The following is a 13,136-nucleotide window of genomic DNA, read 5'->3' as shown; positions in this document are numbered from 1 at the left end:
ACCCCGGGCACGCGGGCCGTCCGGGGACCGTACGATGGGCGCATGTCGTTCCTCCGCCGCCGCAACGCCGCAACGCCCACAGGGCCGGAATTCGACGTCCTGGCCATGGACCCGGGCGACTGGCCGGGCGAACTCGGCGCCGGGCTGCTGCCCGGTGAGGACGGCAGCTGCCAGGGCATCTTCCTGCGCTACGACCTCTTCGGCGGCCGCGGTCCCGCCATGCTGATCGGCAACCTCCCCGAGGGCTCGCCCGCCCGCGACCTCGAAGAGGGCGAGGTCCCCTTCGAGGTCGCGCAGCTGCTGCTGGCCCTCGGCAACGACGAGCCGGTGGAGGTCGTCGGCAGCGAGGACACCCCGGTCATGCACGGTGACAACCTGCTGATCGTGCGCAAGGTGAAGCTGTCCGAGGGGCGCATCGCCTGCACGCAGTTCGACCGCAGCGACGGCGTCCTGGTCACCATCGCGACCTGGGACCGCCCGATCACCGACGACCTCTACCAGTTGCTCAAGCCCCTCCCCGCGGAGATGTTCCAGCAGGGCTGACCGGGGCCCAGGAGGGCCGCAGGTCGACGTCCGCGGCCTTGACCCAGGCCACCCGGTGGCCGAACTGGATCTCGTAGTAGAGCTGCTCACCCCGCACCACCACGTGCTGCGACGCGTCGAAGGTGACCGCCCGGTAGTACTCGCCGCGCGTGGCCTGGCCCACGGCGTAGCTCTGCCCCGCGAGCAGCCGGTACGGCAGCGGGGACTCCGGCTGCACCGGGACGCCCGCCGGGTAGGCCGACGCCTCCGGGTAGGCGCGCCCGTAGACCGGGACCTCCGCGCGGCCCTCCTTGGGCGTGGCCAGCAGGCCCGTGGCGGGCAGGGCGGTCCGGTGCCCCCGGGGGTCGTGGAACCAGGCCTTCGCGCCGAGGTACCAGATCGCCGTCCAGTCCCCCCGCCGTCCGGCCACGGCGAACTGCTGGCCGGTCGAGGCGCGGGCCCCGGTGTCGTTCACCCCGGTCGTCGAGGGGGCCTCCCCGTGCAGGCCGGCGTCCCTGACGAGCGGGGCGTCCTCGCGCGGCTCGGTGTACAGCCGTACGGCCGTGGAACCGCGGGAGGGGCAGGTGTCGCCGGCGGTCGTGCACCCCGTGTAGACGGGCCGGTTGGAGACGTGGTCCGGGGCGATCGTCAGCAGCGCGCTGCCCGGCCCGGCGGTCTGCCGGAAGGGCGCCCCCAGCAGCTGGAAGTAGTGCGCCCAGTCCCAGTACGGGCCCGGGTCGGTGTGCATCCCCGGGATGTTCGCGGGGGTCGGCCCCGGGACGTCGTCGTGGCCCAGGACGTGCTGCCGGTCCAGCGGGACGCCGTAGCGCAGCGCCAGGTAGCGGACCAGGCGGGCCGACGCCCGGTACATCGCCTCCGTGTACCAGGTGCCCGGATCGGTGAGGAAGCCCTCGTGCTCGATGCCGACCGACTTGGCGTTGACGTACCAGTTGCCCGCGTGCCAGCCGACGTCCTTGGTCCGCACGTGCTGCGCGACGTGGCCGTCGGAGGAGCGGATCGAGTAGTGCCACGCCAGGTAGTCCGGCTTCCGCACCAGTTGGAGGGTGGTGTCCCAGGTGGCCTCGGTGTCGTGCACCACGATGTAGTCGATCTTCTGGTCGTGCGGACGGTCGGCGAGGTCGTGGTTGCCGTAGTCGCCCGTGCCGTACTCCTCGTACGGAGCCGGGACCCACTCGCAGGCGATCGTGCGCGGGCACTCCGTCCGGTCCGCGGCGACGGTGCGCAGGCCCAGGGAGCGGAGCCGGCCGGTGTCCGGCGTGAGACCGGGGTGCGCGGCCAGGACGACGGTCTCCCCGTCCTCCGTGGTGCGCGTGGCGCCGTCCCGGATCACCTGGAAGACGTCGTCGGCGAAGACCGCGGCCGTGGCGGCGTCGTCGGCGCCCGAGTAGCGGGCGACCGCGCCGTACCAGCGCGCGGGGTCGGAACTCAGCGGCGCGCCCAGCGACTTCTGGGCCTGGGCCAGCAGCGCCGCGCCGCCCTCGACGTTGGCCGCCGGGTCCTCCCGCAGCGCCTCGGCGCTCAGCCCGGTCAGCCCGGCGGCGCGGTCCAGTGTGCTGAGCGTCGGGGGCAGCGCACGGGTGTCCGCGGCGGGCAGTCCGACGTCGGTGAGGGGACGTCCTACGTCGCCGCGCGGGTCGTCACCACCATCACCCCTTCGAGGGAAGTCGCTGAGCGCCGTCCGGGCGTCCGTGAGGTGCATGGGGCCGTATCCGCCGGTGACGCTGGGCAGCCCGCGGTGGGTGTCCCAGCGCGATTCCAGGTAGGCCACGCCCATCAGCACGCTCTGCGGCACGTGTTGGCGCTCGGCGGCGTCCTCGAAGGCCTGCCGGAGCGTCCTGTCCCGCTCCTCCGGGGCCGCGCCGGCCGCGGGGAGCGGCGACAGCGCGGAGAGCAGGGCGCCGACGGCCACGCTGACCGTCGCGGCGGTGACGACCTTGCGCGGGCGTCTCGCGTTGTGGGGGGATCCTCGCACTGCAGCCTCCTGTGGTGACGCACGGGGCCGTTCGGCACCACAGAGGTATCCCTTGTCCGACGTCCCGTCAACTGTGCGTACGGAGCGCCGTTTACGCACGTCAGCGCCCGTGCGGGAACTTTCCCCGCACGGGCGCCGTGGCCTGCGGTGCGTCAGAGGACCGGACCACCGGCGGTGCCGCCCCGGCCCTGCGGCCGTCCGGGCGGCACCGCGACGGCACCGGAGGACTCTCCCCTGGCCCCCGGGTCCGCGACCGCGGTGCTCCGTCGTCCACCACGCACCGGTTCCTCCTCCTGCCTCCGGCAACCGGCCGGAGGATCACCTCGTTCCGACGGCGGCCCTGACGGCCCGCCGGGCGAGGCCCGCGTCGTCGTGCAACCGGCGCAGCAGCAGCCGCTGCTCCTCGCCGGCCTCGGCCGCGCCCGGACCCGCCGGGACGGTGCTGCGCATCGTGCGCTGCACGGCCGTCTCGTAGGTGCGGATCTCGCGGGTGACCACCAGCATCAGGTTGACCAGGAAGGCGTCCCGCGCGATCGGGCCCGCGGCCTGTGCCATCTGGCTGATCTGCCGCCGGGTGACCGGGTCGTCGCCCAGGATCATCCAGAGCACCGCCAGGTCGTAACCGGGCAGGTACCAGCCGGCGTGCTCCCAGTCGACCAGCACCGGGCCGGCCGGGGAGAGCAGGATGTTGGAGAGCAGGGCGTCGCCGTGGTTGAACTGGCCCTGCGCGTGCGCCAGTCCGTGCAGCAGCTTCTGCAGGTCGCCCATGTCGCGGTCGGTGAGCAGGCCCAGCTCGTGGTAACGGGACAGCCGTGCCGCGTAGTCGACGGGCGCGTCGAAGACCCCGGCCGGCGGACGCCACATGTTGACCCGGGAGATCGCGCTGAGCGCCATCCGCACGTCCGCCCGGGGCGGGGCCTCCGACGGGTGCCGCTGCAGGGCCGCGACCCGTCCGGGCATCCGCTCCAGGACGAGCGTGCAGCTCTCGGGGTCGGCGGCGATCAGCCGCGGCGCCCTGACCGGCGGCCGGTGCCGCACGAACGCCCGGTACGCGGCGATCTCGTGCCGGTACCGCTCCACCCAGGCGGGGGAGTGGTCCAGCAGGCACTTGGCGACCGCGGGGGCACGGCCCGAGGTGCCGACCAGCAGCACCGAGCGGCCGCTGCGGCGCAGCATCTGGACGGGCGTGAACTCGGGACAGATGCGCTGCACCGAGGCGATGGCCGAACGCAGCTGCGCGCCTTGCGGACCGGTCAAGTCGAGCCTCCCGCTGAGCGGGTGGGAGGTCCCCGGCGCGCCCCTGCGCGGAGCGGGCAGCACCGGGCGAGGACGTATGGCGGTCCCGGTCCCGGAGAACCCCGGGATCTGGGTCGGCCGGGGCGGTGCGGACACGGAGGACGATGCTGAATACATATGGGGAGACAGATCCCTTCGTGTGCCAACGAGCTCTTGACGAGGTGGCGGGGCCGGCGCGTGGACGGATCCGGAGCCGGAGTCGGCGTCCGGTCCCGCACCCTGGGGAATGCGGGTCCGGGCCGGCGGTCCGAACTGTCCACGCGCCGTACGCCCCTCGCGTACCAGTACGCACATGCCTCTCGAGTTGTTCAACGCTGATCGGCGTTTTTCGAAAGTTGCTCATATGCGACCGTTCACGAGCCGGCGAGTGCCGGGCCGGGTGGCGCGTTCTTACTTGACCACCGCGTGCGGGTGGCAGACCATCTGGCGCACCCTGGCGAACCATGGCGAATGCTCGCGGCGGCGCTGACCGGCCGTTAGTGTCAACAGTGCCGAGGAACCTGGGGGCTTGGATGGACAAGGAAGCCAACACACGGCTAGCGGACCTGTTCGCACTCACCGGATGGTCCAAGGGAGAGCTCGCGCGACTCGTCAACCGGCAGGCGGCGGCCATGGGCCACCCGCAGCTGGCGACGGACACCTCGCGCGTGCGCCGCTGGATCGACACCGGTGAATCTCCCCGCGAACCCGTGCCCACCGTGCTGGCGGCCCTGTTCACCGAGCGTCTCGGCCGTGTCGTAACCATCGAGGATCTCGGGTTCGGCCGGCATCGGCGTACGGGAAGGAAGCAGTCCGTCAGCGCCGACGGACTGCCCTGGCCACCGGAGCGAACAGCCGCGGTCCTCACCGAATTCACGGGAATGGACCTCATGCTCAACCGACGCGGTCTGGTGGGCGCGGGAGCCGCGCTTGCCGCGGGTTCCGCAATCAGCAGCGCCATGTACGACTGGCTGCACACCGATCCGGCGCTCGCGGCCGACGCCCCCACCACCCACGACCCCTTCGCCGCCGACGCCGCCTCCTACGACCGATACGAGGCGGCCCCGGTCGGCTCCCAGGAGATCGAGGCGCTCGAGCGCTCGGTCGAGGTCTTCCGCGCCTGGGACGCGTCCCGCGGCGGCGGGCTGCAGCGCAAGGCGGTCGTCGGGCAGCTCAACGAGGTGGGCGGCATGCTCGCCTACCACCACCCCCCGCACCTCAAGCGAAGGCTCTGGGGCGTGGCGGCCAACCTCGCCGTCCTGGCGGGATGGATGTCCCACGACGTGGGCCTGGAGCCCACCGCGCAGAAGTACTTCGTCATCGCTGCGCACGCGGCGCGCGAGGGCGGCGACCGGCCCAGGGCCGGCGAGGCGCTCTCCCGCGCCGCCCGGCAGATGGTCCACCTGGGCCGGCCGGACGACGCCCTGGACCTCATGAAGCTGGCGCAGTCCGGCTCCGGGCAGGAGACCCTGCCGCGCACCCGCGCCATGCTCTGCACCATCGAGGCCTGGGCACAGGCCTCCATGGGGCACGGCCAGGCGATGCGCCGCACGCTGGGCAAGGCCGAGGACCTCTTCGCCACCGACCGCGGGGACGTCCCCCCGCCGAGCTGGATGCAGATGTTCGACGAGGCCGACCTGCACGGCATGCAGGCGCTCGCGTACCGCACCCTCGCCGAGTACGAGCCGCTGGCCGCGCGGACGGCCCAGCAGCACGCCAAGCAGGCGCTGGAACTGCGCGGCAAGGGCCGGGACCGGTCCAACATCTTCGACTACATCTCGCTGGCCTCGGCCTGCTTCATCGCCGACGACCCGGAGCAGGCGGACCGCTACGCACGACTGGCGCTGCTGACCATAAGGCAGAACTCGTCGCTGCGTACCTGGGACCGGCTGCGCGAGATGTACCGGCTGACGGCCCGCTACTCCGACTTCACCAGGATCCAGGACCTGCGCGAGGAGATCGAGACCACGCTGCCCAGCGGCCCGAAGCGCAGGGGACCCGCGATCTGAGCGGAGCCCCCTACGGGGCACGTGGAGGGCGCGCACGGCGCGGAAGGGCGCATGACGCGGACGTCGCGGACGCACTCACGAAGCGGACATCGCCGAGCGGAAGCCGAGCGGGACCAGCCGACTCGACGCCGAACGAGCCGGCTCTCCCGGATGTCCTCCTCGTATCGACACATCGACATGCCGATACGTCGACCGCCGGCGCCGCACCCCGGTGCGGTGCGGTCGTCGCGCGGCGGTCGACGGGGTCAGGCGCTCAGTGGAACCTGGCCACGAGCACGCAGGCGTCGTCCTCGCGCTCGGGGGCGCCGAATTCCTCCACCACGATGCGCACGCACTCCTGAGGGGTACGGGCCCGGGCGAACCTCGGGCCGAGCTCCAGCAGGTGCCGGACCGCGGCGGCCGTGTCCGAGGCCGTCGCGGAACCGGTGCGGCGCGGCAGCAGGCCGTCGGTGTGCAGCACCAGCAGGTCGCCGGGGTGCAACACCTCGGCGGCCTGGCCGTACCGGGCGCCGGAGGTGGCTCCCAGCAGGACCCCCTCGGGCGCCTCGAGCAGCCGCCCCGTCCCGTCGCGGAACAGCAGCGGGGCGGGGTGCCCGGCCTGCGCCCACACCAGGGAGCGGTCCTCCGGGCGGTAGCGGCAGCACAGGGCGCTGCCCAGCGCCGGCTGGGCCGAGCTGTCCAGCAACCGGTTGAGCCCGCCGAGCAGCGGTGCCGGGGCCAGCCCCGTCATCGCCATCCCGCGCAGCGCGCCGAGCAGCATGGCCATGCCGGAGGTGGCGGAGACCCCGTGCCCCGTCAGGTCGCCCACGGTGAGCAGGGCCGAGCCGTCGGGCAGTTGCAGGGCGTCGTACCAGTCGCCGCCTACCAGGGCGCCGGTCGAGGAGGGGAGGTAGTGGGCGGCGAGGTCGACCGTGGTGGGGCCGCCGTCCTGCGGGAACCGCAGGGAACCGCGCCACGGCGGCAGCACGGCTTCCTGCAGCTCGACCGCCAGCCGGCGCTCGGTCTGCGCGATCTGCCGCTCGCGCTGCAACGAGTCACGGGTCTCGCGCAGCGTCCGCTGGCTGCGGCGCAGTTCGCTGACGTCCCGGAGCACCGCCCACATCGAGGAGGTGGCGCCCGCGGCGTCCAGCACCGGCTCGCCCACCATGTGCACCGTGCGCACGGCACCGTCCGGCCGGACGATGCGGAACTCGCAGTCGATCGGCCGGGCGTCCACCAGGCAGCCGGTGACGGCCGCGGTGAGGGTCTGCTGGTCCTCGGCGAAGAGCCAGGAGGGCAGTTCGTCCAGGGTCAGCGGCCCGTCCTCGCGGGTGCGCCCGAAGATGCGGTAGAGCTCCTCCGACCACTGGACACCGTCCGTGACCAGGTTCCACTCCGCGCTGCCGGCCCGACCCAGGGCCTGCACGGCGCCGGGGACCGGCGCGGGGACGGGGGCCTCCGGGGCCCGGGGCGCCGTCCAGGCGACGGCCGCGGGCCCGGCGTCCGCCGCGCGGTCGCCGAGGACGGGGAGCCCGTCCCGCAGCTGCCCGAGGTGCGCGCCCAGGTCGTCGAGCTGGTGGACGGCCAGGTCGCACAGCGCGCGCTGCCAGCGCAGCTGCGGGTCCTCCTCGTCCTCGGCCGCGGCGTCGCGGCGGACGGCGTCGACCTTGCCGCGCAGCTGGCGGGTCTGGGAGATGAGCGCGTCCACGGTGCCGGGCTCAGGCTTCGCGGTGGCGCGATCCTCATGCAAATGGGGCGGCATGACGCTCTCCGAACATGTCTCCGAACCGGGCGCCGGCCTCAACGGGGCCGTACGGATGGGCCAGTCACGACTCTTGCACAAGGAGTGATGGCCCGTAAGGGTTTCTGCAATACCCGATCCGGTGGTGCTGACGGCATATGCCAGAAGCCTGCGGTGCCCGCACGCTCGGGGGACTCGGCGGAATGCCTCGGTCCGGGTAAGCTGCGGGACTCCGCCCGTGAGCGCGCTCACGGGCCGCCCGGGTGCTGTGCAAAGGGTTTGAACCCGGGACGATCTGCGAAGATACCTCGCAGCCGGTAACGGGAAATCCCGTTGCCAACCAACCCCCCGCACCGGATGCTGACCTCATGTTCGACCCCGACATAGCGCCCAGCGGTACCCTTCTCGGCCTCCTCCAGAGAGGACGCGGAGACGGGACCCTGCACGCCCTCGCGGCGCAGCGAGCCGACGCGCTCGCCGCGCTGGAGCAGTGCGTCCTGCGCGACCCCCGTCACGACTGGCGCGTGGAGTCCCGCTCCCTTTATTACGCGCGCCTCTACTCGGAGCTCGAGGGCCCGCTCGACGGGATCGAACAGCACCTCTTCCACCCCGACGACATCGTCAGCCCCGACGAGCACCGCTGCGGCCTGGCCCTGTCCGTCCTCGGCCACCTCGCCGGCTACGGCCGCCGGGACGCCGTCCTGCTGCTGCGCCGCTACGCCGCCACCGGCGGCAACTGGGAGTGGGCCCTGGACGAGCTCGCCGTGCGTGACGACGACGACGCGCTGCGTGCGCTCGGCCCGGCCGTGCTCGCCCGCTTCCCGCTGACCACGGAGGGTGACGCCCAGCTCGCCGCCGCGCTCCGTGAGGCGTACGAGCCACGCCCCTGGCGGTTGTGGGCGGAGGATCCCGACCCCGCCGTCTCCGAACGTGTGCGCAAGGCGTCGGAGCAGACCGCCTTCGACCGGTGGCAGCGGCAGATGCGGCCCGCCGGGCCCACCCCGGGCTGGAGCGTGCGCGCCGTGCTCGAATGGGCCCAGGAGGGCCTGGCCGCTTTCCCGGCGCAATACCGTGACGCCCCGGCTGCCCGCTGCCTGGCCGCCGTCGCCGGTCCCGAGGACCGCGAGGAACTCGTCCAGGCGGCCCGCGGCGGTCCCGAGGCCGCCCGCGCGGCCGCCCTGCGCCACCTCTCCGACCGCCAGGACCGCGAGGCCCTCGACCTCATCGAGGCCGCCGCCCTCAGCGCGTCGGAACTCGTCTCCCGTGCCGCCGTCGAGTCCTTCGAACGGATGCGCAGCGTCGCCGCCCTCACCCGGGCCCGCGCCTGGACGCACCGCGACGACGTGCTCGGCGCGGCCGCCGCCCGCATGCTCGCCTGTCGCGGCGGCGAACAGGACGCGGACCGCGTCCTCGGCGCGCTGCGCCGACTCGTCCAGCGCGAGGGCGCCGACGCGGAGGGCCTGGCCACCCTCGTCGAGGGGGCAGGACGGCTCTCCATCGAGTGCGCCGCGCCCGTGCTGCGCCACGTCTACCGCGAGACCAGTTCCTCACAGGTGCGCGGCGTCGCCGCCCACGCCCTCGGCCGTACCGATCCCTGCTTCGGCGCCGGACTCGCCGTCGAGTGCCTGTGGGACTGCGAGGAGACCACCCGCGAACTCGCCGCCCGCACCGCCACGACCTCGGACGTCCGGGTCCTGGCGAGGCTGCGCAGCCTGGCCGCGGATCCCGCCGAGGAGGCCGAGGTCCAGACCGCCGTCCGCGGCCGCCTCAGCTCCGGCGACCCCGCGCGGTAGGTCCGGGTCACAGCCCCTGTCCCGGCCCCGGCTGTCGGCGCCCGCGCGCACCGTCTCCCCGTGGCCGCAACAGGGAGTGGGAGGACGGCACATACCGGGACCGGACCGGACGGACGGGTGCGACCTGCCGCTGCTGGGCCCGAGCCCGACCTCCGCCGGTTCCGCCACGCCGGCGACGGGCAGACCGTGCCACCCGGCGGTTCACCCCCCGCACCGCGCGCCCCGGGGGCGGTACCCGAGGACGAGGACCACGGCGCCCTCCCCGCACCGCGCGGCCCGTTCCGAGGGACTCGGCGGCGGCCTCCCGCGCGCCGACCCGACCGCCTGCCCCGTGCCCGTCGCCGAACTTCCGCCCGGACCGGCGAGCGGCGCCGGACATCGCCGGACGCGGCGTCCGGAGGAGGCCCAGGGGCGCCGCGGCGGCCGGAAGGCCCGATCCGGGGCCAACGCTCACGGCACGTTCCCCAAGGTGAAAGATCCACGTGACCCGGACAACGCCCGGGGAGCCGACAACGTCCGTATGCGAGTAGCCATCGTCACAGAATCCTTCCCACCCGACGTCAACGGAGTGGCCCACTGCGCGCTGCGCACGGCCGAGCACCTGGTCCGCAGGGGCCATGAGCCGCTGGTGATCGCGCCCGCCGGCCCGCACGAGTCCACCCCGGGCGACGAGCCGTGCCCCGTCGTGCGCGTGCCGTCGCTGCCCCTGCCCGGCTACCCGCAGGTCCGGGTGGCGCTGCCCGGCCGCAGGACCGCGGCGGCGATCGCCGCGCACCGCGCCGAACTCGTCCACCTGGCCAGCCCGTTCATCCTCGGCGTGCGCGGCATGGCCGCTGCCACCCGGCAGCACATCCCCGCGGTCGCGGTCTACCAGACCGACCTGGCGGGCTACGCCCGTACCTACCTGAGCCGCGGCGAGAGCACCGCGTGGCGCCGTATCCGCGCCGTGCACACGGCCGCCGACCGCACGCTCGCGCCCTCCAGCGCGTCCCTGCGCGACCTGGAGGAGCACGGCGTCCCGCGGGTGCACCTGTGGCCGCGCGGCGTGGACTCCTCGCGCTTCGACCCGGCGCACCGCGACGAGACGCTGCGTCGTGAACTCGCCCCGAACGGCGAGGTCCTGGTCGGCTACATCGGACGTCTGGCCCCGGAGAAGCACGTGGAGCTGCTGGCCGGCGTCTGCCGCCTGCAAGGGGTCAAGGTGGTCGTCGTCGGCGACGGCCCGAGCGCCCCGGGGCTGCACGAGGCGCTGCCGGGCGCGGTGTTCCTGGGCCGCCGCACCGGGCACGACCTGGCGCGGATCTACGCCTCCCTGGACGTGTTCGTCCACACCGGGCCGTTCGAGACGTTCTGCCAGACCGTCCAGGAGGCGATGGCCAGCGGGCTGCCCGTGGTCGCCCCCGCCGCCGGCGGTCCGCTCGACCTCGTCGACCACGGCCGCACCGGGCTGCTCGTGCCGCCCGGCGACCTGGACGCCGTCACCGGCGCCGTACGCCTGCTGGCGAGCGCTCCCGCCATGCGTGACCAATTCGGCGCCGAGGGGCGCGCCGACGTGGCCGCACGTACCTGGGAGGCCGTCGGCGACCTGCTCCTGGAGCACTACGCGCAGGTGATCGAGGCCCGTACGGCGGTGGCGGCATGACCGGACGGCTGCGCATCGTCAGGCTGGCGAACTTCGTCACGCCCACCTCAGGGGGCCTGCGCACCGCGCTGCGCCACCTCGGCGAGGGCTACCTCGCGGCCGGCCACGACCCGGTCCTGGTCGTCCCGGGTCCCGCCGCCAAGGACGAGACCACCTCCCAGGGCCGTGTCATCACGCTCCCCGGCCCCCTGGTCGCGGGCACCGGGGGCTACCGCGTGCTGACCGGCAGGGCCCGGCTGGAGGCGGTGCTGGACGGCCTCCGCCCGGACCGGCTGGAGGTCTCCGACCGTACGACGCTGCGCTGGACCGGGGAATGGGCGCGCCGCCGCAGGGTGCCGTCCGTCATGGTGTCCCACGAGAGCGTCGACGGGGTGCTGCGTACCTGGGGCCTGCCGAGCGGCCTCGCCCAGGGTGCCGCCGACCGGCTCAACCGCCGCAGCGCGCACGTGTACTCGCGCATCGTCTGCACCACCGCCTGGGCGGCCGCGGAGTTCGAGCGGATCGGGGCCCGCAACGTCGTGCGGGCGCCGCTCGGCGTCGACCTCGAGGCGTGCCACCCGGCGCACCACGACCCGGAGTTGCGCGCCCGGTACGCCGGCAACGCCGAGGTGCTGCTGGTGATGTGCTCCCGCCTGTCGCCCGAGAAGCGGCCGGGACGCGCCCTGGAGGCGCTCGCCCACATGCGTCACCAGGGTGTCGACGCCGTCCTCGTCGTCGCCGGGGACGGGCCGATGCGCGCCCGTCTGGAGGCGCGGGCCCGGGAGTCCCGGCTGCCGGTCACCTTCCTCGGGCACGTTCCCACCCGCCGCGCCCTGTCCGCGCTCCAGGCCACCGCCGACGTGGTCCTGGCCCCGGGCCCGGTGGAGACGTTCGGCCTGTCCGCCCTCGAGGCCCTCGCCTGCGGCACCCCGGTCGTCGCCAGTGCGCTGTCGGCGCTGCCCGACATCCTGGGCCCCGCCGGTGCCGCCGCCACCGACGACGGTCCCGCCTTCGCCGACGCCGTCGGCCATCTGCTGTCCCGTCCCGAGTCGATGCGCCGGGCCATCGCCCGCGCCCAGGCCGAGCGCTACGGCTGGCCGACCGCGGTCAGCGCCTTCCTCGCCGCCCACGACGCCGCACCCCGGCTCACCGCCCCGGAGGTCACGCCATGACGACGGGCACGGAGACGCCCACCGTCCCCGGACGTCCCAGACCCGCGCTCCTTCCGCCCACCGGGACCGAGGCCGCGGCCACCGTGCCCCCCACGGTCGCCGCTCACGCCCAGGTCACCGTCCCGCCCCAGGCCGCCGCCCGGACGCCTGCCTCCACCGAGGCGGGCGGTGTGTTCGCCGGCATCAAGGAGATACGTTTCGCCGCCCTCGGCGACTCGCTCACCGAGGGCCTCGGCGACCCCGTCGCCGGCGGATGGCGCGGCTGGGTGCCGCTCCTGGCGCAGGGGCTGTCCGCCGAACCCTCGGCGGTGCGCCTGCTCAACTGCTCCCGCAGCGGCGCCCTCACCAAGGACGTCGTCGAGGAGCAGCTGCCCCGCGCCCTGGACCACCGGCCGCACCTGGCCTCCGTGGTGATCGGTGCCAATGACACGCTCCGCGGCAGCTTCGACATCGAGACCGTCGCCCACCGCCTGGACACCGTGCTGGCCCAATTGCGCGCCCACGGCACCGAGGTGCTCACCGCCTGCCTGCCGGACCCCGGCCGCATGCTGGGCCTGCCGTGGCCGCTCGCCCGCCCGCTGGGCCGCCGGATGGCCGCGCTGAACCAGGTCGTGCACGTCCTGTCCGAACGCCACGGAGCCGTGCACCTGCACGCCGCCCGCCACCCGTGGGTGGCCGACCGCGCCTCCTGGAGCGCGGACCGGCTGCACCCCAGCGAACTCGGCCACCGGCTGCTGGCCCGGGAGTTCCACGACCTCCTGGCGGCGCGCGGCCTGTCGGACGGCGAACCGCCGTCCACGACCCCCGGCGGCCCAGGCCCCGGGGCCGCGGCGAGCGTCTGGTGGATGGCGACCAAGGGCACCCGCTGGGTCGCCGACCGCTGCACCGATCTGCTGCCCGACCTGCTGCGGCTCGCCGGGCGGGAGACCCGGCACCGGCTGGCCGGCACCGACGGCCTGCTGGACCTGCGCTCCCGCGACGCCACGGCCGGTGCGCTGGCCCGCCTGGGAGGGACGTCCCTGGGACAATGA

9 protein-coding genes are annotated in these 13,136 nt (G+C 74.5%); 6 read left to right on the top strand and 3 right to left on the bottom strand.

Features of this window, described 5'->3' with window-relative positions; genetic code table 11:
* Positions 1 to 42: 42 nt before the first annotated feature.
* Positions 43 to 543: a hypothetical protein gene (locus ABZ479_RS20850; protein ID WP_500462975.1), complete on the top strand. Its 501-nt coding sequence runs from the start codon at positions 43 to 45 to the stop codon at positions 541 to 543.
* On the opposite strand, the gene ABZ479_RS20845 is transcribed toward ABZ479_RS20850, so the two are convergent.
* Positions 506 to 2,515 carry an N-acetylmuramoyl-L-alanine amidase gene (locus tag ABZ479_RS20845; protein WP_500462974.1) on the bottom strand — a complete coding sequence of 670 codons (2,010 nt, stop codon included), beginning with the start codon at positions 2,513 to 2,515 and terminating at the stop codon, positions 506 to 508. The genes ABZ479_RS20850 and ABZ479_RS20845 overlap by 38 nt on opposite strands.
* Positions 2,516 to 2,833: 318 nt before the next feature.
* Complete coding sequence (locus ABZ479_RS20840; RefSeq protein WP_500462973.1) at positions 2,834 to 3,928, bottom strand: aminoglycoside phosphotransferase family protein; 1,095 nt, start codon at positions 3,926 to 3,928, stop codon at positions 2,834 to 2,836.
* A 395-nt stretch (positions 3,929 to 4,323) separates the two neighbouring features.
* Here ABZ479_RS20840 and ABZ479_RS20835 point away from each other — a divergent pair, with 395 nt between their 5' ends.
* Positions 4,324 to 5,799, top strand: coding sequence for a DNA-binding protein NsdB (locus tag ABZ479_RS20835; RefSeq protein ID WP_500462972.1), 1,476 nt, complete (start codon positions 4,324 to 4,326; stop codon positions 5,797 to 5,799).
* A gap of 253 nt (positions 5,800 to 6,052) precedes the next feature.
* Here ABZ479_RS20835 and ABZ479_RS20830 read toward each other — a convergent pair whose 3' ends face one another.
* Complete coding sequence (locus ABZ479_RS20830) at positions 6,053 to 7,540, bottom strand: PP2C family protein-serine/threonine phosphatase (RefSeq protein ID WP_500462971.1); 1,488 nt, start codon at positions 7,538 to 7,540, stop codon at positions 6,053 to 6,055.
* 347 nt (positions 7,541 to 7,887) lie between these two features.
* Here ABZ479_RS20830 and ABZ479_RS20825 point away from each other — a divergent pair, with 347 nt between their 5' ends.
* From ABZ479_RS20825 to ABZ479_RS20810, 4 genes are all read left to right on the top strand, one after another.
* Entirely contained in the window at positions 7,888 to 9,312 is a 1,425-nt protein-coding gene (locus tag ABZ479_RS20825; protein WP_500462970.1) for a HEAT repeat domain-containing protein, read from the top strand.
* 520 nt (positions 9,313 to 9,832) lie between these two features.
* Complete coding sequence (locus ABZ479_RS20820) at positions 9,833 to 10,954, top strand: glycosyltransferase family 4 protein (protein WP_500462969.1); 1,122 nt, start codon at positions 9,833 to 9,835, stop codon at positions 10,952 to 10,954.
* Positions 10,951 to 12,105 (top strand): glycosyltransferase, encoded by a 1,155-nt coding sequence (locus ABZ479_RS20815; protein ID WP_500462968.1) that lies wholly within the window; start codon positions 10,951 to 10,953, stop codon positions 12,103 to 12,105. The genes ABZ479_RS20820 and ABZ479_RS20815 overlap by 4 nt, the downstream gene beginning before the upstream one ends.
* Entirely contained in the window at positions 12,102 to 13,136 is a 1,035-nt protein-coding gene (locus ABZ479_RS20810) for an SGNH/GDSL hydrolase family protein (RefSeq protein ID WP_500462967.1), read from the top strand. The genes ABZ479_RS20815 and ABZ479_RS20810 overlap by 4 nt, the downstream gene beginning before the upstream one ends.

Source organism: Streptomyces sp. NPDC005722, assembly GCF_040630935.1.
Taxonomy (GTDB): domain Bacteria; phylum Actinomycetota; class Actinomycetes; order Streptomycetales; family Streptomycetaceae; genus Actinacidiphila.
Note: the sequence above shows the minus strand (reverse complement) of the source record. Positions and strands in the feature narration are given on the sequence as shown.